At 64.0% G+C, this 22,292-nt stretch carries 21 protein-coding genes; 10 read left to right on the top strand and 11 right to left on the bottom strand.

Going from position 1 to position 22,292, the window contains the following annotated elements:
* Positions 1–6: 6 nt before the first annotated feature.
* Both lptE and leuS read right to left on the bottom strand, forming a co-directional pair.
* A complete protein-coding gene (gene lptE, locus QQJ84_RS11600; RefSeq protein ID WP_284258358.1) occupies positions 7–519 on the bottom strand; it encodes an LPS assembly lipoprotein LptE in 513 nt (170 codons plus the stop codon).
* Complete coding sequence (leuS, locus tag QQJ84_RS11595) at positions 500–3,079, bottom strand: leucine--tRNA ligase (protein ID WP_284258357.1); 2,580 nt, start codon at positions 3,077–3,079, stop codon at positions 500–502. The genes lptE and leuS overlap by 20 nt, the downstream gene beginning before the upstream one ends.
* Positions 3,080–3,259: 180 nt before the next feature.
* Between leuS and QQJ84_RS11590 the strand changes: the two genes are divergently transcribed.
* Positions 3,260–3,433, top strand: a complete 174-nt coding sequence (locus QQJ84_RS11590) for a Flp family type IVb pilin (protein ID WP_284258356.1) — start codon at positions 3,260–3,262, stop codon at positions 3,431–3,433.
* Positions 3,434–3,494: 61 nt separating this feature from the next.
* On the opposite strand, the gene hpnE is transcribed toward QQJ84_RS11590, so the two are convergent.
* The 5 genes from hpnE to hpnA are packed head-to-tail and all read right to left on the bottom strand — an operon-like array spanning position 3,495 to position 8,496.
* Complete coding sequence (gene hpnE, locus QQJ84_RS11585) at positions 3,495–4,685, bottom strand: hydroxysqualene dehydroxylase HpnE (protein ID WP_284258355.1); 1,191 nt, start codon at positions 4,683–4,685, stop codon at positions 3,495–3,497.
* 7 nt (positions 4,686–4,692) lie between these two features.
* Entirely contained in the window at positions 4,693–5,538 is an 846-nt protein-coding gene (gene hpnD, locus QQJ84_RS11580; RefSeq protein ID WP_284258354.1) for a presqualene diphosphate synthase HpnD, read from the bottom strand.
* Positions 5,535–6,404, bottom strand: a complete 870-nt coding sequence (gene hpnC / locus QQJ84_RS11575; RefSeq protein WP_284258353.1) for a squalene synthase HpnC — start codon at positions 6,402–6,404, stop codon at positions 5,535–5,537. Before hpnC ends, hpnD begins: the two co-directional genes overlap by 4 nt.
* Positions 6,401–7,501, bottom strand: a complete 1,101-nt coding sequence (locus QQJ84_RS11570) for a glycosyltransferase (RefSeq protein ID WP_284258352.1) — start codon at positions 7,499–7,501, stop codon at positions 6,401–6,403. The genes hpnC and QQJ84_RS11570 overlap by 4 nt, the downstream gene beginning before the upstream one ends.
* Positions 7,498–8,496: a hopanoid-associated sugar epimerase gene (gene hpnA / locus QQJ84_RS11565; RefSeq protein ID WP_284258351.1), complete on the bottom strand. Its 999-nt coding sequence runs from the start codon at positions 8,494–8,496 to the stop codon at positions 7,498–7,500. The genes QQJ84_RS11570 and hpnA overlap by 4 nt, the downstream gene beginning before the upstream one ends.
* A 153-nt stretch (positions 8,497–8,649) precedes the next feature.
* Between hpnA and QQJ84_RS11560 the strand changes: the two genes are divergently transcribed.
* From QQJ84_RS11560 to QQJ84_RS11540, 5 genes are all read left to right on the top strand, one after another.
* Positions 8,650–9,561 (top strand): ferritin-like domain-containing protein, encoded by a 912-nt coding sequence (locus QQJ84_RS11560; protein ID WP_284258350.1) that lies wholly within the window; start codon positions 8,650–8,652, stop codon positions 9,559–9,561.
* A gap of 17 nt (positions 9,562–9,578) precedes the next feature.
* A complete protein-coding gene (locus QQJ84_RS11555; protein ID WP_284258602.1) occupies positions 9,579–10,544 on the top strand; it encodes a lysylphosphatidylglycerol synthase domain-containing protein in 966 nt (321 codons plus the stop codon).
* Between the two features lie 18 nt (positions 10,545–10,562).
* The gene (locus tag QQJ84_RS11550) at positions 10,563–10,820 is read left to right on the top strand and encodes a GlsB/YeaQ/YmgE family stress response membrane protein (protein WP_284258349.1); all 258 of its coding nucleotides are present in this window, start codon (positions 10,563–10,565) and stop codon (positions 10,818–10,820) included.
* Between the two features lie 8 nt (positions 10,821–10,828).
* Entirely contained in the window at positions 10,829–11,962 is a 1,134-nt protein-coding gene (locus QQJ84_RS11545; RefSeq protein WP_284258348.1) for an MFS transporter, read from the top strand.
* Between the two features lie 99 nt (positions 11,963–12,061).
* Positions 12,062–12,292: a hypothetical protein gene (locus QQJ84_RS11540; RefSeq protein ID WP_284258347.1), complete on the top strand. Its 231-nt coding sequence runs from the start codon at positions 12,062–12,064 to the stop codon at positions 12,290–12,292.
* A 37-nt stretch (positions 12,293–12,329) separates the two neighbouring features.
* Here QQJ84_RS11540 and QQJ84_RS11535 read toward each other — a convergent pair whose 3' ends face one another.
* Positions 12,330–13,001, bottom strand: coding sequence for a CatB-related O-acetyltransferase (locus QQJ84_RS11535; protein ID WP_284258346.1), 672 nt, complete (start codon positions 12,999–13,001; stop codon positions 12,330–12,332).
* 138 nt (positions 13,002–13,139) lie between these two features.
* Positions 13,140–15,059 (bottom strand): bifunctional 2',3'-cyclic-nucleotide 2'-phosphodiesterase/3'-nucleotidase, encoded by a 1,920-nt coding sequence (locus QQJ84_RS11530; protein ID WP_284258345.1) that lies wholly within the window; start codon positions 15,057–15,059, stop codon positions 13,140–13,142.
* Between the two features lie 129 nt (positions 15,060–15,188).
* Between QQJ84_RS11530 and QQJ84_RS11525 the strand changes: the two genes are divergently transcribed.
* The 4 genes from QQJ84_RS11525 to QQJ84_RS11510 are packed head-to-tail and all read left to right on the top strand — an operon-like array spanning position 15,189 to position 20,897.
* Positions 15,189–15,584, top strand: a complete 396-nt coding sequence (locus tag QQJ84_RS11525) for a MerR family transcriptional regulator (RefSeq protein WP_284258344.1) — start codon at positions 15,189–15,191, stop codon at positions 15,582–15,584.
* A 17-nt stretch (positions 15,585–15,601) separates the two neighbouring features.
* Positions 15,602–16,738, top strand: coding sequence for a thiolase family protein (locus QQJ84_RS11520; RefSeq protein ID WP_284258343.1), 1,137 nt, complete (start codon positions 15,602–15,604; stop codon positions 16,736–16,738).
* Position 16,739: 1 nt separating this feature from the next.
* Entirely contained in the window at positions 16,740–19,112 is a 2,373-nt protein-coding gene (locus tag QQJ84_RS11515; RefSeq protein ID WP_284258342.1) for a 3-hydroxyacyl-CoA dehydrogenase/enoyl-CoA hydratase family protein, read from the top strand.
* A gap of 12 nt (positions 19,113–19,124) precedes the next feature.
* A complete protein-coding gene (locus tag QQJ84_RS11510) occupies positions 19,125–20,897 on the top strand; it encodes an acyl-CoA dehydrogenase C-terminal domain-containing protein (RefSeq protein WP_284258340.1) in 1,773 nt (590 codons plus the stop codon).
* A 27-nt stretch (positions 20,898–20,924) separates the two neighbouring features.
* Here QQJ84_RS11510 and QQJ84_RS11505 read toward each other — a convergent pair whose 3' ends face one another.
* Positions 20,925–21,539 (bottom strand): ankyrin repeat domain-containing protein, encoded by a 615-nt coding sequence (locus tag QQJ84_RS11505; RefSeq protein WP_284258338.1) that lies wholly within the window; start codon positions 21,537–21,539, stop codon positions 20,925–20,927.
* Positions 21,540–21,598: 59 nt separating this feature from the next.
* Complete coding sequence (gene phaR / locus QQJ84_RS11500) at positions 21,599–22,192, bottom strand: polyhydroxyalkanoate synthesis repressor PhaR (RefSeq protein ID WP_284258337.1); 594 nt, start codon at positions 22,190–22,192, stop codon at positions 21,599–21,601.
* Positions 22,193–22,292 lie beyond the last annotated feature (100 nt).

The following is a 22,292-nucleotide window of genomic DNA, read 5'->3' as shown; positions in this document are numbered from 1 at the left end:
TTGGTGTCATGCGCCTGGGTGGGTGTCGAAATAAGCGGCGACCTGGCTGGTGATCTGGGCGGCGATGGTGTCGGCCAGCTGCTGGTTGACCGTGGCGGTCTCCAGGGTGAGGGCGAAATATTGCTGGTCGACGACGTTGGCCGCGTTCTCGGTGGTGGCGGTGCCGGTGGCGAGCGGCGCGCCGCCGCCGATGGGGCTGAGCACCCAGTTGGCGGTTGCGGTGAGGCGGTTGCGGGTGCTTGCGGTGTCCTGCTGCACGCCGATGCTGGCGGTGCCGATGGTGTAGGTTACGGCGAGGCTGTAGAGTTCGCGATCTGGCGCGCCGGCGGTGTGCAGCTGGGTTTCCAGACTCTCGCGCAGCATCTGGCCGGGGCGCTCGGGGATGTTGCCGACTGCCACGCTATCAAGCTGTTGCGCGACGCCGCCACTTCCGCTCTGGCCGTATAGCGGGGTGAAGCCGCAGCCGGCGAGGGCGAGCAGGCCCAGCGCGGGGAGGAGTTTACGCGGGTTTGACGACAAAGTTCACGATCCTGTCAGGCACGCAGATTTCCTTCACGATGAGCTGGCCCAGTAATGCGCCCGCGACAGCCTGCTTGGCAATCGGCAAGGCGACATCGGCCTTGGCCCCGGCCGGGAGCAGCACGGTGCCGCGCAATTTGCCGTTGACCTGCACGGCGACGGTGACTTCATCGACGGTGAGATAGGCCGGATCGGCCTTCGGCCAGGGGTTGATGGCGACCATGCCGCTGTTTGGGCGGATGGCTGCGAAGATTTCCTCGGCCAGATGCGGCATCATCGGCGCGATCAGGTGCGCGATGGTCTCGATGGCTTCAAAGCGCGCCCAAAGTAATCCGGGATCGGTGGGGGAAGCTCCGGCCAGCGCGCCGGAAAGCTCGTAGATGCGCGCGACGGCGAGGTTGAAGGTGAAGGTATCCAGCGCCTCGCTCACCGCGGCGATGGTGCGGTGGGTGAGCTGGCGGAGCTTTTTGGCCTCGCCGGTGAAGCTCTCGGGCTGGGCCGCGCGTGGCTCGGCGGCGATGGTCAGGGCCAGGCGGTAGAGGCGGTGGACGAAGCGGTTGGCGCCCAGAATGCCGGACTCGGTCCATTCAACGTCGCGCTCGGGTGGATTGTCGGAGAGGACGAACCAGCGCGCGGTGTCGGCGCCGAAACGGTCTATGATGACGCCGGGGTCAACCGTGTTGCGCTTGGATTTGGACATTTTTTCGATGCGGCCGACGGTGACGGGTTCGCCGGTCTCTACATGTTTGGCGCCTTCGGGGGTTTTGACGACCTCTTCGGGGTAGAGCCAGTTGCCATTGGAATCCTTGTAGGATTCGTGTGTCACCATGCCCTGGGTGAACAGGCCGGCGAAAGGCTCTTTCAGCGAGACATGTCCGGTTTTTTGCATCGCGCGGGTGAAAAACCTTGCGTAGAGCAGGTGCAAAATCGCGTGTTCGATGCCGCCGACGTATTGGTCGACCGGCAGCCAGTGGTTGACCGCTTCCAGATTGGTCGGCGATGCGGCGTGCGGGGCGGTGAAGCGCGCGAAATACCAGGAGCTGTCGATAAAGGTGTCGAACGTGTCGGTCTCGCGGGTGGCGGGGGCGCTGCATTTGGGGCAGGGCACGTGCTTCCAGCTGGGGTGGTGGTCCAGCGGGTTGCCGGGGCGATCGAAGGTGACGTCCTTCGGCAGGATGACCGGGAGCTGGTCAGCGGGGACCGGCTGCGGGCCGCAGGCGGCGCAATGGATCACCGGGATCGGGCAGCCCCAGTAGCGTTGGCGGGAGATCCCCCAATCGCGCAGGCGCCAGTTTTGCACGGCCTTGCCGGCGCCCAGGCGTTCCAGCTCGGCGATGGCGGCGGGCTTGGCCTGGGCGGTGGGCAGGCCGGTGAGGAAGCCGGAGTTGACGATGATGCCTTCGCCGTCCAGCGCTTTGGTCAGTTGTTCGGGGATCGCCTCCAGGCTGGGGGCGACGACGATGGGGATGGGGAGTGAATATTTGGCGGCGAACTCGAAATCGCGTTCATCGCCGCAGGGGCAGCCGAAAATGGCGCCGGTGCCGTAGTCCATGAGGACGAAATTGGCGATCCAGACCGGGTAGGTCTGGCCGTTCAGGGGGTTCTGTACGGTCAGGCCGGTGTCAAAACCCTTTTTCTCGGCCTGTTCGATGGCGGCTTCGGAGGTGCCCTGGGCGGCGCATTCGGCGAGGAAGGCGGCGGCCTGCGTGCTGGATTGGGCAACCGCCTTGGCGATCGGGTGTTCGGGCGCGATGGCGAGGAAGGACATGCCAAAGAGCGTATCGGGCCGCGTGGTGTAGACGGTGACTGAATCGATGCCGCCAACCGGAGCGGTGAGGGCGAAGGTGACGTCGGCGCCCTGGGAGTGGCCGATCCAGTTTTCCTGCATCAGCTTCACCCGCTCGGGCCAGCGGGGCAGGTCTTTTAATCCCTCCAGCAGATCCTCGGCGTAATCGGTGATTTTGAGGAACCATTGCGAGAGGTTCTTTTTTTCGACCGGGGCGCCCGAGAGCCAGCCGCGCCCGTCGATCACCTGTTCGTTGGCGAGCACGGTGTGGTCCACCGGGTCCCAGTTCACGGCGCTCATGCGCCGCTCGACCAGGCCGTTTGCCCAGAAATCCAGGAAGATTTTCTGCTGCTGGCCGTAATATTCAGGGTCGCAGGTGGCGAACTCGCGCGACCAGTCGAGCGAGAGGCCCATGCGCTTGAGCTCGCCGCGCATGGTGGCGATGTTGGCGTAGGTCCAGCTCGCGGGGTCGGTCTTGCGCTGGCGGGCGGCGTTTTCAGCGGGCAGGCCGAAGGCGTCCCAGCCCATGGGGTGCAGAACATCAAACCCGCTGGCGCGCTTGTAGCGGGCGACGACATCGCCCAGCGTGTAGTTGCGCACATGCCCCATGTGGATTTTGCCCGAGGGGTAGGGGAACATCTCCAGCACATAATATTTGGGCTTGCCGGAGGTGGGGGTGTCCGCGGCGTTGAATAGCGCGGCGGCCTCCCAGGCGGCCTGCCAATGCGGCTCGGCGGTGGCGAAATCGTAACGGGTGGTTTCAGTGTCTGACATTATGGACTGTGTTTAGTGAACCGGCGCCTCCGCGCCAAGAGGCCGGGCCGTCTGGCCGGGTTGTGGCCGGTGGGTGAGCGGAAGTTAATATTTTGTATACTTGGATAACTTTTGCGTGATAAGATCAGCGCTGTTACTGAGTTACTTAGCTTATTAACATGAACAGGGAAGGGCTTACGAATGATTACAGAATTTCTGCGGATGGCGTTGCGGCTCAAGTCTGATAACCGGGCTGTTACCGCCATTGAATATGCGTTGATCGCGGCGTTGATCGCGGTTGTGATTATTGGCGCCGTGACGACGCTGGGCACCAATGTTTCCAATACCTTCAATAGCGTCGCCAGCGAGCTGTAAACTTTGAGCGCGTGGCATTGCGCCCTGAATCGCTGATGCGGTTCAGGTAGCAATCATTGCGTTAACTGTTAAAGTTCGACATGAGCGCCAGCGCGGCGGCGTTGCCGGAGCGGATGGCGCCTTCGATGGTGGCGGGCAGGCCGGTGTCGGTCCAGTCGCCGGCGAGCATGAGGTTTGGGTTGGCGGTTCTGGTTTTTGGGCGGCGGGCCATTTGTGCCGGGGTGGCCAGCATGGTTGCGCGTTTTTCCCAGATGGCGCGGTAAATCGGGATTTCGGGCGAAAGTGAGAAGGCGCTGGCGATTTCGCTCCAGACTTTGGCGGCGATGTCCTCCGGGCTCATGTCCGCGTAGCGGCTGGCGGCGGAGATGGTGACGGAGAGCACGTTGCTGTGGGCGAATACCCATTCTGTCATGCCGCCGATGAAGCCCCAGAAGCCGGCCTCGCCGGGGGGCAGGGCGTATTTGAAGTGCAGATTGTAGATTGACTCGAACTCGTTTGGGACGAGGAGGCCGGGCACCAGTTCGGCCGCGGCCCAGGGGGGCACCGCGAGCACGGTGGCCTGGCCGGGGGAGATTTCGGTGACCCGCTCGCCCAGGCGGATGTCCGCGCCGTGCTGGCGCAGCCAGTCCAGCGCCGGGTCGACGAAGGTTTCGGAAAGACCGATGCGCGCATAGCGGGGGATGGTCGCGTAGCCGCCCAGCTCCAGGGTTTCCTCGAAGACGCTGCGCAGGGCGGCGGCGGCGGCCACGTGGGGGCTGGTGTTGAGCGCGGAGACGGCCAGCAGCTCGAGCAGCTGGGTATAGAGCGGCCCGGTTCCGGCCAGTAGCGGGGCGACGAGATCGGCGGGTTTTGCCTTGCGGATTTTCAGCAGCCCCAGATAATGGTGCAGCCTTGTGCCCGGCACGCGGTGTCTGCGGGAAAATAACCACCAGGGAAAGCTCCCCTGGTTGAGCCGCAGCGTCCAGTCCTCTCCGGTGCGCAGGTCATGAAACGGGAATACCGGCCCGGCCGGGCCGGTGAGGGAACGTTTGGCGCCGATCCGGTGCAGATAGGAGAGTGTTGAGATGTTGCCTGACAGCAGCAGGTGGTTGCCATTGTCGATGCGGCAGCCCAGCACATTGTCATAATGCGAGCGCGCGCGCCCGCCGGCGGTTTTCGCGGCTTCGAACAGGATGACGTGGTGCCCCGCTTCGGTGAGCTGGCAGGCGGCGGCGAGGCCGGCGACCCCGGCGCCGATGACATGCACGCTCATGGCGCCCTCACGCGGCGAGCAGGCGCGCGGCGAGCACGAGCTTGCGCCAGGCGGGAAGTTTTACGCGCGGAACGGAATAATTGAAGTTCTGGCGCCGCAGGATGGCGAGCAGCGGGCGGTAGCTGGCTTGCATCAGCCGCGCCGGGCGCATGGCCCGCGGGTTGCAGCGCGCCATGGCGGCCTCCGCCTCGGTGAATTTTTGTTCCGCCATGGTGGCGAGCCGGGCGCAGACCACGGGCAGGGCGGGCGAGGCGAGGGCGGCTTGCGGCTCTGGGGTGATTCCAGCTTCCTCAAGGAATTCCCTGGGAAGATATAAACGGCCGCGGGCTGCGTCCTCGCCGACATCGCGCAGGATGTTGGTGAGCTGGAGGCCGCGCCCGAGGGCGTGGGCGACATCACGCGCGGCGGGCGAGGAGTCGCCGAAGACATGCACGGAAAGCCGCCCCACGGCGGAGGCCACGCGGTCACAATACAGGTCCAGAGCTGAAAGTGTTGGCGCCACGATGGGATCTCCTGCATCCATCTCCATCCCATCGACGATGTCGCGGAAATCCGAGGGCTGCAAATCAAATTTCCGTACGGCATCGAGCAGGGCGCGGGTGATCGGGCCGTCGGTCTCGCCGTTGTAGAGGGCGGCGATGCGTTCGCGCCAGGCATCCAGCGCGGCGCGTTTCTGCGCGAAGGGAACATCGTCATCGTCGGCGATATCGTCGACCACGCGGCAGAAGGCATAGATGGCGTACATCGCATCGCGCCGGGGGGGCGGGAGGATTTTCATGCCGTGGTAGAAGGAGGTGCCGGAGGCTTTCACCAGCGCGGTGACATAGGCGGTGTCGGCGGCGGGTTTGCTCATGCGAAACGGCCCAGCGAGAGGGTGGCGGCGGTGATGAAATCAACCTTGCTGAGCTTCACCCGGCTGGCCAGCGGGTCGCCATGGCGCAGCCGCGCGGTGAGGCGCCGGGCGAGGCGGGTGATGATGGCGGTTTCCACCCGCAGGCGGCGCGCGCGCACCAGGCCGGGCAGCGCGGCGGCGGCTTCGTTCAGCGCCTCGGTGAGGTTGAGCATCTGGTCGAACACGGCGCGCAGGGCCGGTGTGGTCTCGCCGCGGGCCAGATCGTCGGTTTTGCAGCCGGCTTTTGCCAGCATGTCCTGCGGGATGTAGCAGCGGTCGAGGCTGCGCAGGTCTCCGGCGCAATCCTGCAGGTGGTTGAGCACCTGGAGCGAGGCGCAGAGTGCATCGGAGGCGGGCCAGGTGGCTTTGTCCTCGCCGTGGAGGTCGAGCACGTAGCGGCCGACCGGGGCGGCGGAGTAGCGGCAATAATCCATCAGGGCGGCCCAGTCGGCGTAGCGGTTTTGCACCGCGTCCTGGCGGAAGGCGACCAGCAGCTCGCGCGCGTGGATGGAGGTGACGCCCGATTGCGCCAGCGAGGCGCGCAGCCGGGCGGCGCTGGGGGCGCCCTCGGCGCTGGCGCCGGTTAGAACCTCTTCCATGATGTTCAGCCGGGCGATTTTATCGGCGGGCGAGAGCGTGGCGGAATCGGCGATGTCATCGGCATTGCGGGCGAAGGCGTAATAGGCGTGGACGTGCTCGCGCAGCTCCCGGCGGATGAGCAGCGAGCCGACGGGGAAGTTTTCGTCCGCCTTGTCCTTGCCGGACCATGCTTCGACGCTGGTTTCAGGCACGGCGGCAGTGGCCTGGGCGTTGTCGTTCGCGCTCATGCGCCAGGCCCCCCGTAGGCGCGGCTTTTCCATTGGGCGCCGGTGCCGCGCCAGTGGTTCACCGCCGAGGCGATGGTGGCGGCCATGTAGAACAGCGCGATGAAGGGCAGCGCCAGCGCCATGAGTTTTGGCTGGTTGTAGCGCTTCAGCGTGGGGAAATAGCTGGCCACGGCCAGCGCCGAGGCGGCGAGACCGGCCAGGAAGCGCCAGCCGTGGCCGTGGATGACCTCATAGGGCGCCACCAGCCAGACCAGGGTGAGGCCAATGAGCGTGCCGGCCAGGATGAGCGCTGAATGGTTGAGCTGGGTGAAGGCGGTGCGGGTGATCATGTTCCAGATATCGGAAATTTGCGGATAGGGGCGGATGGAGGTGGCGAGGCCGGAGTGGCCGAGGAAGATGGGGCCGGATTTTTTCACTTCCCGCGCCAGGGAGACATCGTCGATGAGGGTGGATTTGATTTTTTCCAGCCCGCCGATGCGCGCCAGGGCTTCACGGCGGATCAGCACCGTGCCGCCGGCGGCGGCGGCGGTGGATTTCAGGGGGTCGTTCACCAGGGCGAAGGGATAGAGCATCTGGAAGAAATACACGAAAGCAGGAATTAGGAAACGCTCGGGCAGCGAGGTGCAGTTGAGCCGCACCATTTCGGAGACCATGTCGGCGCGCGGGGTGAGCAGGCGGGTGACCAGCGAGGCGAGGTGGCGGGGGTCGTGGGTGATGTCGGCGTCGGCGAACAGCAGGATGGGCGCGGTGCTGGCCTCGACACCCTGTTGCAGCGCCCAGAGCTTGCCGGACCAGCCGGGGGCCTTGGGTTTGCCGGTGATGATGGTGAGCCTGGGGTGTACGCCGGCCAGGGCGGCGGTGCCGTCGGTGGAGTTGTCATCGACCAGGATGACGCGGAATTTGCCCGCGTAATCCTGCGCCAGCAGCGAGGCGATGACCGGGGCGATGGTTTGCGCCTCGTCGCGCGCGGGGATGATGATGTCGGCATCAGGAAGCGCGGGCGGCGTGGCGGGGGGGAGTTCGGGCGCGGAGGCCCAGAATTTTCCGTGCAGGAAAAACAGGTAGAGCCAGATGAGCAGGGCGAGGGTCGCGATCATGCCAGCAGGCCCTCGGCGCGCAGCCAGGTGAGCGCATCGGCCACGGCGGCGGCGGCGGGGCGGGGCTGGTAGCCGAGCGTGGCCTGCGCCCTGGCGGAGGTGAAGAACATCTTTTTGCGCGCCATGGCGAGGATCTCAGGGGTCATGAGCGGGGTTTTGCCGGTGATGTTGGCGATTTGCTCCATCACCCAGGCGATGGGCATGAGCGGGGCGATGGGCAGGCGCAGTGTGGGGGGTTTGCGGCCGGTTTGGGTGGCGATGAGGGCGAGCAGCTCGCGCAGCATCAGGTTTTCGCCGCCGAGGATATAGGACTCGCCGCTGCGGCCCTTTTCCAGCGCCAGCAGATGGCCCTGCGCCACGTCATCGACATGCACGATGTTCAGCCCGGTATCGACATAGGCGGGCATGCGGCCGTTGGCGGCGTCGCGCACCATCTGGCCGGTGGGGGTGGGTTTGATGTCGCCGGGGCCGATGGGGGTGGAGGGGTTGACGATGACGATGTTTTGCCCGGCGGCGGCCAGGGCGCGGACCGCCTGCTCGGCGTCGTATTTCGACTTTTTATAGGCGCCGAGGTGGTGTTCGGGCCTGATGGGGGTGGTCTCATCGGCTGGGGCGCCGCTGGGGTTAAGGCCCAGGGCGGCGACGGAGCTGGTGTAGACGCTGCGCTCCACCCCGGCGGCGGCGGCGGCGCGAAAAAGGGCGGCTGAGCCGTCGATATTCACGCGGCGCATGGCGGCTTCATCGGGCACCCAGAGGCGGTAGTCGGCCGCGACGTGGAAGAGGTGGCGGCAGCCTTGCAGCGCGGGGGCGAAGGTGGCGGGGTCTGCCAGGTCCAGCGGGACGATTTCGGCGGGCAGGCCGGAGAGGTTGCGTTGGTCGCTGCCGGGGCGGGTGGTGAGGCGGAGCCTGTGGCCGGCGCGGTGCAGCGCGCGGGCCACGGCGGCGCCGACGAACCCGGTGGCCCCCGTTACAAGCGTTACGTCGTCCTGGCTCACGTCTTTACTCCGGAATGCATTCTCCGAGCCTCTTTATTTGGCGCGCGGCCGCCCCGCCAGCCCCATTGGGGGCGCCATATATAAATTACAGCGCCACTGTTGTAGAAGCCACGGCAGTTTTTGATGAAACCCCGAGCAGGCAAAGGAGCTGTCATGGACGATGCGAATATCGCGGCCGCTGATTTCAAGGCGCGGCATTGGGATTTTGCGCAACCGGGGCGGATTAAGCCGGGGAGCGGGGCGCATTATGAGATGCTGACGCGGCTGCTGGAGGAGACCTATAACCCCTATAAGCCGGCGGTGCTGGACTGGCCTGTGCTGGATGAGGAGACCAAGGCGCGCATCACCTCGCTGCCGATCTGGGATATCGCGGTGCAGACGGAGATTAAAGCTTCGATGCGGATCGAGGCGTTTGCGCAGACGGTGAAGAACCCGGCGTTGCGGGCGGCGCTGCTGCATATGGCGGGCGAGGAGCGGCGCCACCGCGATGTGCTCTCGCGGCTGGTGGCGGCCTATGACATTCCGATGAAGCCCGATGAGGACTATGTGCTGCCCGTGGATGCGGAATGGGGGTTCATGGTAACCGGCTATTCGGAATGTATCGACAGTTTTTTCGCCTATGGGTTGTTCGAGATGGCGCGGCGCTCGGGTTATTTTCCGCCCGCGCTGGTGGAGACCTTTGAGCCCGTGGTGCAGGAGGAGGGGCGGCATATTCTGTTTTTCACCAACTGGATCGCGTGGCACAAGGCGGCCATGCCGCTGTGGCGGCGGCCATATTTCGCGGTGAAAACGGCGGCGGTATGGGCTTTTCTCATCTGGGAGCGTATCGGGATCGCGCGCGATGTGGATGGGCTGGAGGGTGGTGATGCGAATTTCACCATCAACGGGTCGAAGTCGTTGAGCGATGAAATGGACCCGGCGGTGTTGATCGATATTTGTTTGCTGGAGGATAAGCGGCGCATGGCGGGTTATGATGCGCGGCTGGTCCGCCCGACCACCATGCCGAAGCTGGCGCGGCTGGCGCGGCTGTTTATCCGCCCCAAGAAGCGGCCCGTCGCGGCTTGAAAAAACATTTGCGTCTGATGCCGGCGGCCTTTGCGCTGGCTGGTGCCGCGGTGGTTACGGGGCTGGTGATTTATTATGGCGCGGCGGATGTGCTGCGGGTGCTGGCCTCGGTGAAGCCCTCGGGCTTTGGCCTGTATATTTTGGTGCAGCTGGGGATTTTGCTGGGGCTGGGGCTGTGCTGGCGCATGGTGTTGCGCAGCCGGATGCGGGGCAGCTTCTGGCTGTGCGTGTGGGGGCGGATGGTGCGCGACGCCACGGGCGAGTTTTTGCCGTTCAGCCAGGTGGGGGGGTATGTGCTGGGCGCGCGGGTGATGGCGCTGCATGGGGTGCGGATCGCCGATGCCACGGCCTCCACCCTGGCTGATATCACCACGGAGTTTTTGGCGCAGCTGGTGTTTATCGGCATCGGGCTTTCGATATTGGCGCGCAAGGCGCCTTCCAGCAATTTGCTGGTGCCGGTGGCGGTGGGGCTGTGCGTTGCGGTGGTGATGGGGGTCGGGTTGATCCTGGCGCAGCAGGGCAGCGGGGCGAAGGTTTTCCGGGCGCTGGCCTCACGGATCGCGGGGCAGACGGGCGAGGGGGCGGCGCTGAGCATCGACCGGCTGCAGACCTCGCTGAGCATTATGTATGGCGAGCGCGACCGGCTGGCCTATGGCGCGCTGTTTCATCTGGTTTGCTGGTTCGGCACGGCGAGCGCGTCCTTCGTTGGGTTTCATGCGATGGGGGTGCCGCTGAGCTTTGTTGATGCCATATGTATCGAGGCGATGCTGCATGCGATTATGGCGCTGGCGTTTTTTGTGCCGGGGCGGGTGGGGATACAGGAGGCGGCTTATACTCTGCTGGGCGGGATTTTTGGCGTGCCGCCGGATGTGGCGCTTTCGCTCTCGCTGATGCGCCGGGCGCGTGATTTTGTGATCGCTGTGCCGGTGCTTGTGGTATGGCAGGCGATTGAGGTGAAGCGGTTGAAGAAAGCCGCGATCTGAATTTTTGGAGGGTGGCTGATGTCGGTTCTCGGGTGGATTGTGTTGGGGTTGCTGGCCGGGTGGATCGGCAGCCATATCGTCGATAACGGTGGCAAGGGGCCGCTGCTGGATATGGTGCTCGGCATTGTGGGCGCGCTGGTGGGCGGCAAGATTTTTATGGTGTTGGGCGCGGCGCCTGTGAGCGGGGTTAATTTTTATAGCCTGTTTGTATCCGTGGTGGGCGCGGTGGTGGTGCTGGTGGCTTATCATGCGGTGATGGGCAACCGCCGGCTTTGAATGGCGCCATGGGTGGGGTGAGCGTGGGGGCGCGGCTGCGCACCATGTGGCTGATGTTTTTCATGGCGGGGATCGGGATTTCCGTCTGGGCGATTACGGTCCCGTATTCCAAGATAAAATTTGACCTGAGCGACGGGACGCTGGGGCTGGTGCTGTTCGCGGGGGGCATTGGCGGGCTGGTGGGGATGCCCTTTGCCGGGATGGCGATTGGCCGCTGGGGCAGCCGGGCTGTGCTTATCGCGGTTTCAACCGGGGTTGGGGTGTTGTTGCCGTTTTTGGTGAGCGCGCACTCGTCCGTGGTGTTTACCGCGTTGCTGTTTGTGTATGGCACGCTGTTTGGCGCGCTGGATATCGCGATCAACGCGCAGGGCGCGGTGGTGGAGCGCATGAGCGGGCGGCTGCAGATGTCGGGCTTTCATGCTTGTTATAGCCTGGGCAGCCTGGCGGTGGCGGTGGCGAGTTTTTTGTTGCTGCGGCTGGGGGTCTCTTATGCCGGGTGCGCGCTGATGAACGCTTCGGCGATATTGCTGATTTTGACGCAGAGCGGGTTTCTGGTTGCGCATGAGGCGGATGCGCGCGCGGTGGGGCCGCGGATGGCGCTGCCGAACCGGGCGACGATTGTGCTGGGGCTTTGCTGCTTCGCGTGCTTTATGACCGAGGGGGCGGCGACGGATTGGAGCACGGTGTTTTTGCGGTTCTCGCGCGCGATGCCGCTGGCCAGCGCGACGCTGGGCTATGCCGCCTTTGCGGTGGCGACGGCGGGGGCGCGGCTGCTGGGGGACCGGGTGGCGATGTGGCTGGGGCAGGCGGCGGTGATGCGCATGGGCTGCGCGGTGGCGGTGGCCGGGTTTGGGCTGGTGATTTTTGTGCCCTTTGGCTGGGTGGGGATTTTGGGGTTTGGCCTGGTGGGGCTGGGGACCGGGAATATCGCGCCGCTGGTGCTGAGTGCGGCGGCGCGGGTGCCGGGGATGGCGGCGAACCATTCAGTGCCTGCCGTGGTGGGGCTGGGGTATGCGGGGTTTTTGGTGGGGCCGGTGGTGATCGGCGGGGTGGCGAACGGGCTGGGGCTGGGCTTTGCGCTGGGGCTGGACGCGGTGTTGCTGGGGGCGACGTTTTTTGCCGCTGAGGCGGTGGCGGGGTAGGGCTCCACGTGGAGCATTTGCGGGCGGATTTGAAATAACAACAGAATATTGAAATTTATCCCCGGATGGACGAGATGAGGGGCGAAAGGAACCGATTAGATGAGATTGCTCTCCCTGTGCGTGTTGGCGCTGCCGTTAGCCCTGACCGCGTGCAATGCCAATGGCGCCCGTGCGCAAGGCGATTTTAACGCGGCCGGCAATAATCTGGGCCAAGGCAATATTGGCAGCGGCTTTAAGGACATTGGCGCGGGCTTTAGCGATGGCGCCAATGCCACGGGTGATGCCATTGTGCATACGGCGCATGTGGTGGGGGATGGGCTCAACCGGTAGGGCGGCGGGGGGATGGGTAGCGCTGCGCTTACCCATCCTACGGTTGTTGTTCGGCGGCATCGAGGAATGAATTGATTTGATCTGTCAGCATCAAAGGCAGAAACGTCTCGATTTTTTCGTCAGGCCAGTTCCACCAGGTGATTTTTTGCAGGCGGGATATTGTTTCGTTGTCAAATCCGAACCTGATCGTTTGCGCGGGATTTCCGGCGGCTATGGCGTAGGGGGGAATATCTCTTGTGACCACCGCTCCGGCGCCGACGGCGGCGCCGTTGCCGATCGTGACGCCGGACATGATCATGGCGTTCATGCCGATCCAGACATCGTGACCCAGGGTTACATCGCCTTTTGTGCGAGGATGGCCGGAAAATTTCCACGCTGATTCACAGGCGATATTGAAAGGGTAGGATGTTGCCAAATCAAGACGATGTTCGCCGCCGAGGAGGATTCGGACGTTGCTCGCCAGCGAACAAAAATTGCCGATGGAAAGGTTGCCGCCGCCTTCCCGAAATTCAACGCTTGGGTTGCCGTAGCTTGCGCGGCCGATTTTGTATTGAGGAAATTGGCTCTGTAGATTGTTGGCCTTGATCCAGGCGCGGCCTTGGCTTTTTTGTTCTTGCCACGTTGCTGGAGGTTGCGGTGGGGCTGGGCTGTTGCGTGTGCCGCCGAGGTATCTTCTGAGGTGATCGGCAAATGTGTTTTTTAGGGACATTTTCAATTTTACTCCTTGAGTGCGATCGTTTGAGGTTCGCTCAACCGAGCGAGCCGAAAGCGTGAATCGCCCTCAGAAAACCGGCTAGAGCCTGACCGCACTTAAAGCGATCAGGCTCTAAAAACATAATGGCGGCGGTCAGCTGAGGGACAGAGCAAATTGGGTATAGCCGTCGCCGGAGTCGCCGAGGGAGGTGATGTTTTTGTTTTTTAGCAAATAACGCGCGGCGGCGGGGGAGGATTCGAAGGTGACGGTGATGGGGGCGCCGATGGGAGCAAAAGACCAGATGGGCGGGGTGGCGACGGTGATGGTTTTTTCGGCCAGGATGTAGCGGATGATGGCGTCGCGGGTTTGGTCGGGGGCGCGCAGGATCACGGCGCTGGGGTTTTGGACGATGCCGCCGGAGTCGGCGCGGTAGTTGTTGGTGACGACGATGAATGTCTGGTCCGGCGTTATGGGCGTGCCCTGGTAGCGCAGGTTTTTGATTCTGTTGGCGGAGGCTTTGAATTTTCCGTGGGCGCCGAAGCGGGCCGGCTGGGTTATGTCAATCTCGTAGGTGATGCCGGAGATGACATCGAACACATAAGAGGGGACGTGGGGGTTGAGCAGGGGTTGCGGGGCGGGGTTTTCAGGGTCGATCTGGTTAAAGATTTCCGCTGATTTTTCCAGCCAGTTTTGCAATTGTTCGTCGCTGACCTGGATGGCGGCGACGGTGTTGGGGTACATGTAGAGATCGGCGACATCCTTGATGGCGATGGTGCCGGCGCTAAGGTCTATGTAGTTGTCGGGGGATTGGTAGCCCTCCTTGAAGGGGGCGGCGGCGGAGAGGATTGGCAGGTTTGTTGAGCCGATCAGGGGTGTTGCGTACCAGGTTTGGGCGGCGTTGACGAGGGCGAGGGAGCCCTCGGTGCCGATGAGGGCGGAATAGCTGTTGAGGGGCTGGGTGAGGTGGCCGATGGGTTCGCGTATCCAGGCCAGGGTTTTTTGGTGATCCTGGGCGATGGCGGCGTCGACCTGGGGGTCGTTGGCGGCCAGGGGTGTGACGGTGTGGTTGGCGCGTTGGGAAATTGGCTGGGTGGTGGCGGTGAAACCGGTGACGGCCCATTTGCCGTTCTGCTGGGTTAGGGTGAGGTCGATGATGCCGATGTCGCTGCCCCAGAAGCCGGGCATGGTGGCGGGGATGTCGTTTAATGTGCCGATTGTGGCGTCGATGCCGTCATATCCCGCGTAGCTGGGGCCGGGGAAGACGCGGTGGGAATGGCCGGTGAAAATAGCGTCAATGCCGGGGACCTGGGCCAGGTAGTAGCTGGCGTTTTCATCAAAGCCGCGGCGCGGGGCGGTGGAGATGCCGGAATGGCTGAGGGCGATGAGGAGGTCTACCTGCGGGCGCAGTTGGGGGATGTGTTTTTGCGCGGCGTCCACGATGTCAGTCGTGATCAGGCGGCCGGTGAGGTGGGCTTTGTCCCAATGGGTGATCTGGGGTGGGACGAAGCCGATGACGCCGATTTTAAGGGGGTGGATCGAGCCGTCCTGCGCGGTGAAGTGGCGTTCCAGGATGAGGGTGGGGGGGAGCCAGGGGGAGTTGTCAGCGTTGAGGATGTTGGCGGAGCAGAAGGGGAAGTTGGCGCCCGAGAGGGCGGCGGTGAGGAAGGGGAGGCCGTAGTTGAATTCATGGTTGCCGATGGTGGCGGCGTCGTAGTTGAGGGTGTTCATGGCGCGGATGGTGGGGTGGATGTGGCCGGGGGGCAGGTTGCCGGGCTGGGCCATGTAGTCAGCCAGTGGGTTGCCCTGGATGGTGTCGCCATTGTCAAACAGCAGGGTGTTTTGCGCCTGGGCGCGGGCGGCGCGGATGAGGGTGGCAGCCTTGGTGAGGCCGACGGTGTTATCGGGCGCGTCGCGGAAATAGTCGTAGTTTTCATCGAAGGTGTGGAGGTCGGAGGTTTCCAGCAGGCGCAGCTGGATGATGGGGCCGGTGGCGGCGGCGGCCGGGGCGGCGGCGAGCGCTGTGAGGGCGGCGGTGGATTGGAGGAGCGCGCGGCGGGGGAGGGGATGGGGCATGTTGGCAGGAAGCCAGGAAGTGGCGGGGGACGCAACCCTGGGGTGTTTGGTGGAAAATTCTGGACAGGGTTGGGGGGTATGCCCTATACGTTAAGCAACGACGCTTTGCGTTAAAATGGGAGGGTTGCCGTGAAATCTGCGCCCGTGCTGGTTTTGTATTCGGTGAGCCAGCTGGCGCGCGAGCTGGGGGTGACGGCGCGGGCTATCAGGTTTTATGAGGATAAGGGGCTGATTACGCCGCAGCGGGCGGGGAGCGCGCGGGTTTATGGCGCGCGGGACCGGGCGCGGCTGATGTTGATTCTGCGGGGCAAGCGGCTTGGGTTTTCGCTGCGCGAGATCAGGGAATTTTTGGATTTGTATGACGCGGACCCGGCGCACCGGGTGCAGACGAGGCAGTTGCAGCAGGCGGTGCGCCAGCGGCTGGCGGCGTTGCGCGAACAGCGCGCGGCCATTGAGGAAAGCCTGGCCGAGCTGGGTGAGATCGACCGGCAATGCGAGGCGGCGCTGGCCGAGACAATGGGATAAAACAAGAGGAAAGATTCATGACCAAAGCTGTGATCGCGGGTTATGTCCGCTCTGCGTTTACGCCGGCGAATAAGGGGGGGTTGGCGCGGGTGCGGCCCGATGAGCTGGCGGCGGAGGTGGTGCGCGCGCTGGTGACGCGGGCGGGGGTGAGGTTTGAGGACATTGAGGACCTGATTGCGGGTTGTGCGTTTCCCGAGGGTGAGCAGGGGCTGAATGTGGCGCGGATGATCGGGCTGCTGGCGGAGCTGCCGGTGGGGACGGCGGGGGTGACCGTCAACCGGTTTTGCGGGTCGTCGATGAGTGCGATCCATATGGCGGCGGGGGCGATTGCGACGGGGGCGGGGGAGGTGTTTGTGTGCGCCGGGGTGGAGAGCATGAGCCGGGTGCCGATGAGCGGGTTCAACCCGATGCCCTCGCCGAAACTTTATGCGATGCGGCCGCAGGCTTATATCAGCATGGGCGAAACGGCTGAGAATGTGGCGCGCCAATGGGGTGTTGGCAGGGTGGAGCAGGAGGCGTTTGCGCTGGCCAGCCAGCGCAAGGCGGCGGCGGCGCAAGGTGCGGGGCGGTTTGATGATGAGATTGTGCCGTATGTGGATGAGCGGGTGGAGGTTGGGCGCGATGAGTGTATCCGCGCGGATGTGACAGCCGAGGGGCTGGCGGGGTTGAAGCCGGCGTTTGATGTGGCGGGAAGTGTGACGGCGGGGACGTCATCACCGCTGACCGATGGCGCGGCGGCGGTGCTGGTTTGCTCGGAGGATTATGCGAAGGCGCATGGGTTGGCGGTGTTGGCGCGGATAAGGGCGGTGGCGGTGGCGGGGTGCGCGCCCGAGATCATGGGCATGGGGCCGGTGGCGGCGTCGAAAAAGGCGCTGGCGCGGGCAGGAATTCCGGTGAATGAGCTGGATGTTGTGGAGTTGAACGAGGCGTTTGCATCGCAGGCGCTGGCTTGTATCCGCGAGCTGGGGGTGGACCCGGAAAAGGTGAATCTGGATGGCGGGGCGATTGCGCTGGGGCATCCGCTGGGGGCGACGGGCGCGCGCATTACGGGCAAGGCGGCTTCGTTGCTGAAGCGTGTTAATGGGCGTTATGCGCTGGCGACGCAGTGTATTGGCGGGGGGCAGGGGATCGCCACGATATTGGAGGCGCTTTGACATGGGCGAGATACGTTCGGTTGCCGTGATCGGCGCGGGGGTGATGGGGGCGAGCATTGCGGCGCATGCGGCCAATGCCGGGGTTGATGTGCTGCTGGTGGATATTGTGAAGCCGGGGGCGGTGGAGCGCAATGCGATTGCGTGCGCGACGATTGAGAGGCTGAAGAAGATGGAGCCGGCGCCGTTGATGGGCAGCCGCGCGGCGAGGCTGATTACGGCTGGGAATATCGAGGATGATCTGGTGGCGGTGGGGCGCTGTGACTGGATTGTGGAGGCGGTGGTTGAAAAACTGGAGGTGAAGCAGGCGCTTTATGCGCGGCTGGATGCGGTGAGGAAGGAGGGTTCGGTGGTGTCGTCGAATACTTCGACGATTCCGTTGCGGGAGTTGACGGCGGGGATGCCCGAGGGGCTGGCGCGGGATTTTTGCATCACGCATTTTTTTAATCCGCCGCGCTATATGCGCTTGCTGGAGATGGTTGGCGGCGAGGGGGAGGCGTTTGCGCCGCTGCGGGGGTTCCTGGACCAGGGGATGGGTAAGACGGTTGTAAGTTGCAAGGATACGCCAGGGTTTATCGCCAACCGGATCGGCACGTATTGGGTGCAGTGCGCGATGGTGCTGGCGCTGGAGATGGGGCTGGAGGTTGAGGAAGCCGATGCGGTGATGGGCAAGGCTATGGGGTTTCCCTCCACCGGGGTGTTTGGGTTGATTGATATGGTGGGGATTGATCTGGCGTTGCATGTGAATGCGTCGCTGGCGCGGTTGTTGCCGGAAGGTGATGTGTTTCACGCGATGAATCGGCATGGGGCGGTTTTTACCCAGTTGGTGGCGGAAGGGTTTACGGGGAACAAGGGCAAGGGCGGATTTTACCGCAGCGCGCGCGGGGCGGATGGGAAGAAGCAGAAGAGCGCGCTGGATTTGCGCGCGGCGGGGGCGGGGCGGCTGGAGTGGCGCGAGTCTGTGCGGGCGGAGCTTCCGCTGGTGCGCGCGGCGCGCGATGATTTGAAGAAGTTGCTGGATTCCACGACGAAGTATGGGGCTTATGCGTGGGGGGTGCTGGGGCGGGTTTTGGCTTATGCGGCGGCGTTGGTGCCGGAGATTGGCGAGGATGTTGCCGCGATCGATGCCGCGATGCGGCTGGGGTATACGTGGAGGTTTGGGCCGTTTGAGTTGATGGACCGGCTGGGCGGCGCGTGGGTGGCAGGCCGGTTGGCGGCGTTGGGTTTGGAGGTGCCGCCGGTTTTGCGGGCGGTGGGGGATGGGAAATTCTACCGGGAAAATGCTGACGGCGAGGTGGAGCGGTTTTCGTTGGCGGGTGGGTATGAGGCGATTGGGCGGGCGCCGGGGATTTTGTTGCTGGAGGATGTGAAGCGGCGCGGCCGGGCGGTGTTGGAGAACAAGGCGGCTTCTGTTTGGGATATTGGCGACGGCGTGTTGTGTTTTGAGACGCATGCGGCCTTGCGCGGGGCGATGCGCAATATGCTGGATGGCGAGATTCTTGGGCTGCTGGAGAAGACGCTTGCGCTGGTGAAGAGGGATTACAAGGCGCTGGTGTTGTATAATGATGATTTGCGCGAGCAGCCGCAGAAGGTGAATTTCTCGCAAGGCGCGAACATCGGGCTGGTGTATTTGTGGTCGAATATCCGGATGTGGGGGAAGATCGAGACTTCCATGAAGGAGGGGCAGCGGATTTATCAGGCGATGCGGTATGCGCCGTTTCCGGTGGTGGGCGCGCCTGTGGGCCTGGCGTTGGGCGGCGGGGCGGAGATGTTGCTGCATTGCGCGGCGGTGCAGGCCTATGCGGAGAGTTATATCGGGCTGGTGGAGGCGGGGGTTGGGCTGGTGCCGGGGTGGGGCGGGTGTGTGAGTCTGCTGGCGCGCTGGAGCCAGGACAAGCAGATGCCGAAAGGGCCGATGCCGGCGGTGGCGAAAGTGTTTGAGATGATTTCGACGGCGAAAGTATCGCGCTCGGCGGCGGAGGCGTTGGAGATGAAGTTTTTGCGCCCCGCCGATGGGATAACGATGAACCGTGACAGGTTGTTGGCTGATGCAAAGGCGGCGGCGCTGGCGATGGTGGATGGGTATGAAGTGCCGCAGGCACCGGAGCTGCATTTGCCGGGGCCGAGCGGGCGGGTGGCGTTGAACATGGCGGTGGAGGGGTTTCATAAACGCGGGGTGGCGAGCAAGCATGATGTGAGTGTTGCGGGCGCGCTGGCGGAGGTTTTGAGCGGCGGGGATACGGATTATCTGGACGCGTTGAGCGAGGCGGATGTGATGGCGCTGGAGCGAAAGGCGTTCATGGCGCTGGTGCGCACGAAGGAGAGCCAGGCGCGGATCAAAAGTATTATTGATACCGGCAAGCCGTTACGCAATTGAGGAGAGGTTGAGATGCCGAATTATAAGGCGCCGCTTGAGGATATGCGGTTTGTGCTGCACGAGTTGTTTGACGGCAAGACGATTGCGCAATTGCCGGGCTGCGCGGAGTTTACGCCGGAGCTGATGGATAGTGTGCTGGAGGCGGGGGGGCAATTCACCGCGGAGGTGTTGTTTCCGCTGAACCAGAAGGGCGATTTGGAAGGCTGCACCTGGGAGGGTGGCGCGGTGCGCACGCCGGAGGGGTTCAAGGCGGCGTATGAGGGGTTCCGGGCGGGCGGGTGGACGGCGATGGCCTGCGCGCCGGAGTTTGGCGGGCAGGGGATGCCGGTGGCGCTTTCCACCTTTGTGGAAGAGATGATGTGTTCGGCGAATATGGCGTTCGGGCTGTATCCGGGGCTGACGCATGGGGCGTATCTGGCGCTGTATCATCATGGCTCGGAGGCGTTGAAGCGCTTGTATCTGCCGAAGCTGGTTTCGGGCGAATGGGCGGGGACGATGTGTTTGACCGAGCCGCATTGCGGGACGGATCTGGGCATGTTGCGCACCAGGGCGGTGCCGCAGGCGGATGGTTCGTTCAGCGTAACGGGAAACAAGATTTTTATCTCCGCCGGGGAGCATGATCTGACGGAGAATATCATTCATCTGGTGCTGGCGCGGTTGCCGGATGCGCCGGCGGGGGTGAAGGGGATTTCGCTGTTCGTGGTGCCGAAGTTTTTGCCCGATGCCGATGGCGGTGTGGGGGCGCGCAATGGGGTGATGTGCACGGCCATTGAGCACAAGATGGGGATCAAGGCTTCGGCGACCTGCGCGATGGCGTTCGAGGGGGCGCAGGGGTGGATTGTCGGCGAGCCGCATAAGGGGCTGCGGGCGATGTTCACCATGATGAACACGGAGCGCCTGTCCGTTGGGATTCAGGGGCTGGGGGTCGCGGAGGTGGCTTACCAGAACGCGGTTGCCTATGCGCGCGAGCGGATTCAGGGGAGGTCGCTGACCGGAGTAAAAGCGCCGGATAAGCAGGCGGACCCGATATTGGTGCATCCGGATGTGCGGCGGATGTTGTTGACCATGCGGGCGTATATCGAGGGGTGCCGGGCGCTCTCGGGTTGGGTGGCGCGCCAGGTGGATGTGTTGCAGCGGGTGGAGGATGAGGAAACACGGGCGGAGGCGGATGATTTCACGGCGCTGCTGACCCCGGTGGTGAAGGCGCTGTTCACGGATTTGGGGTTTGAGGCCGCCAGCCTGGCGATGCAATGTTATGGCGGGCATGGGTATATCCGCGACCATGGCATGGAGCAGTATGTGCGCGATGCCCGGATTTCGATGTTGTATGAGGGGACCAACGGGATACAGGCGCTGGATCTGGTGGGGCGCAAGCTGCCGCAGGATGGCGGGCGGCTGATGACGCGGTTTCTGGACCCGGTGCTGGAATTTATCGAGGCGAATGGGGCTGAGGAGATGCAGCCCTTCGTGGCGCCGTTGCAGGCGGCGGTGGAGCATCTGCAGATGGCCACCGGCCATGTGATGGAGGCGGCGATGAGCAATTATGATGAGATCGGCGCGGCCTCGGTGGAGTATTTACGGTTGTTCGGGCTGGTGGCGCTTGGGTTCATGTGGGCGCGGATGGCAAAGATTGCGTTGCCGAAGGCCGGGACGCCGTTTTATCGCGCCAAGCTGGGGACGGCGCGGTTTTATATGCAGCGGCTGCTGCCGCAGACGGGGGCGCTGCTGGCGGTGATCGAGGCCGGGGCGGCGGTGATGATGGAATTTGAGGACGCGGATTTTTAAGGCCGCGTCCTGGAGCGCGTCCTGGGGTTAGTTTTTGGTGCCAAAGCCGAGGAAGCCGGCGGAGGGGTTGGGGGTGCCGGGGTTGTTGCCGGGGGCGATGTTCACGGCTGGCTCCGTGGTGTGCGGCGTGGCGGCTTCATGCACGGGCGCGGCGGGGTGGGATTTGCGCGGTGCGGGTCTGGCCGGCGCGGTGGCGGTGAAGGCGGGGCCGGGAGAGGTTGTGCCGTCGCTGCCGGCGGTCTCGTTGCGGGTGGCCAGCAGCAGGAAGGTGATGTTGGTGTGGTTGAGGGCGATGGAGAGGTCGAGCGGGGTTTCGCCTAGGTCGTTTTTGGCGGTGAGGTCTGCGCCGCGGCTCAGCGCGTCCTGCGCGGCGTTGTAGTCGCCGCTGTTGACGGCGGCGAACAGGGCCTGGGTGGGGTCGGCGATGGCGGGTTTTTGCACCACCGGCGCGGTTGCCAGCGGGGCTGGGGCACCGGCGCCCGGCAAGGCGGGGGGGGCGATGTCATGCACCTGCGGCTGGGGCTGTACGCCGCCGCCGCCGGGGGCGCCGCCGGGCGCGCCGCCCATGGACATCTGGGCGAAGGCCGGGGCACCGGCGAGAAGCAGAGCAAGACCTAGGGCGGAGGCGGGGATATATCTCATGGTGAACAACTCTATCGTATTAGTGGTTGAGCCACCAGAACCCGGGGGAAGATAACGCGCTATTCCGCCTTTTTCGGCTTGGCGCGCAGTTGCGCCAGCTGTTGTTGCAGGCGCTCGACCTCGCCGCGCAGGTTCATGATTTCCTCCTGGTATTCCTTCATGGCGTCGGGGGGAGACTCTTCCTCGCCCTCGCGGTGGAAGGGGGTGAAGAGGGTCATTGCCCGGCCCATCATTTCCATGTTTTTGCGGCCCATGTCCTCGATGCCGGGGGGCAGGAAGGGGCTGAGGGTTTTTTGCATGGTGGCGCGCAGGTTTTCCTGCTGGCGGGCGAAGCTCGACATGGCCTGTTCGAGGTAGCGCGGCACGGCGCTTTGCACATTGTCGCCGTAGAAGCCGATCAGCTGGCGCAGGAAGTTGGTAGGCAGCAGGGCGTTGCCCTTGCCTTCCTCCTCCACGATGATCTGGGTGAGCACGCTGCGGGTGATGTCCTCGCCGGTTTTGGCGTCGTAGACCACGAAATCGCGGTCCTTGCGGACCATTTCGGCCAGGTTCTCCAGTGTGATGTAGCTCGAACTCTCAGTATTATAGAGGCGGCGGTTGGCGTATTTTTTGACTATGACGGGATGTTGAGCTGGATTGGCCGCGTCACTCATAGTTACTGTCTCCCATCCCGCCGGGGTGGTTGCACCTTCTGGCGGGAATACATGAATATTGTGCACTGCAAGGCTAGCATGGTGTTTCAGTTATGGCGAA

Origin of the sequence: Acidocella aquatica, from assembly GCF_030160635.1 — a bacterium.
Classification (GTDB): Bacteria; Pseudomonadota; Alphaproteobacteria; order Acetobacterales; family Acetobacteraceae; genus Acidocella; species Acidocella aquatica.
Note: the sequence above shows the minus strand (reverse complement) of the source record. Positions and strands in the feature narration are given on the sequence as shown.

Coding starts and splice junctions, on each gene's coding strand:
- leuS (WP_284258357.1), bottom strand. CDS start 3,079: ATGTCAGACACTGAAACCACCCGTTACGATTTCGCCACCGCCGAGCCG.
- QQJ84_RS11590 (WP_284258356.1), top strand. CDS start 3,260: ATGATTACAGAATTTCTGCGGATGGCGTTGCGGCTCAAGTCTGATAAC.
- hpnE (WP_284258355.1), bottom strand. CDS start 4,685: ATGAGCGTGCATGTCATCGGCGCCGGGGTCGCCGGCCTCGCCGCCGCC.
- hpnD (WP_284258354.1), bottom strand. CDS start 5,538: ATGAGCAAACCCGCCGCCGACACCGCCTATGTCACCGCGCTGGTGAAA.
- hpnC (WP_284258353.1), bottom strand. CDS start 6,404: ATGAGCGCGAACGACAACGCCCAGGCCACTGCCGCCGTGCCTGAAACC.
- QQJ84_RS11570 (WP_284258352.1), bottom strand. CDS start 7,501: ATGATCGCGACCCTCGCCCTGCTCATCTGGCTCTACCTGTTTTTCCTG.
- QQJ84_RS11560 (WP_284258350.1), top strand. CDS start 8,650: ATGGACGATGCGAATATCGCGGCCGCTGATTTCAAGGCGCGGCATTGG.
- QQJ84_RS11555 (WP_284258602.1), top strand. CDS start 9,579: ATGCCGGCGGCCTTTGCGCTGGCTGGTGCCGCGGTGGTTACGGGGCTG.
- QQJ84_RS11550 (WP_284258349.1), top strand. CDS start 10,563: ATGTCGGTTCTCGGGTGGATTGTGTTGGGGTTGCTGGCCGGGTGGATC.
- QQJ84_RS11545 (WP_284258348.1), top strand. CDS start 10,829: ATGGGTGGGGTGAGCGTGGGGGCGCGGCTGCGCACCATGTGGCTGATG.
- QQJ84_RS11540 (WP_284258347.1), top strand. CDS start 12,062: ATGAGATTGCTCTCCCTGTGCGTGTTGGCGCTGCCGTTAGCCCTGACC.
- QQJ84_RS11535 (WP_284258346.1), bottom strand. CDS start 13,001: ATGTCCCTAAAAAACACATTTGCCGATCACCTCAGAAGATACCTCGGC.
- QQJ84_RS11530 (WP_284258345.1), bottom strand. CDS start 15,059: ATGCCCCATCCCCTCCCCCGCCGCGCGCTCCTCCAATCCACCGCCGCC.
- QQJ84_RS11520 (WP_284258343.1), top strand. CDS start 15,602: ATGACCAAAGCTGTGATCGCGGGTTATGTCCGCTCTGCGTTTACGCCG.
- QQJ84_RS11515 (WP_284258342.1), top strand. CDS start 16,740: ATGGGCGAGATACGTTCGGTTGCCGTGATCGGCGCGGGGGTGATGGGG.
- QQJ84_RS11510 (WP_284258340.1), top strand. CDS start 19,125: ATGCCGAATTATAAGGCGCCGCTTGAGGATATGCGGTTTGTGCTGCAC.
- QQJ84_RS11505 (WP_284258338.1), bottom strand. CDS start 21,539: ATGAGATATATCCCCGCCTCCGCCCTAGGTCTTGCTCTGCTTCTCGCC.
- phaR (WP_284258337.1), bottom strand. CDS start 22,192: ATGAGTGACGCGGCCAATCCAGCTCAACATCCCGTCATAGTCAAAAAA.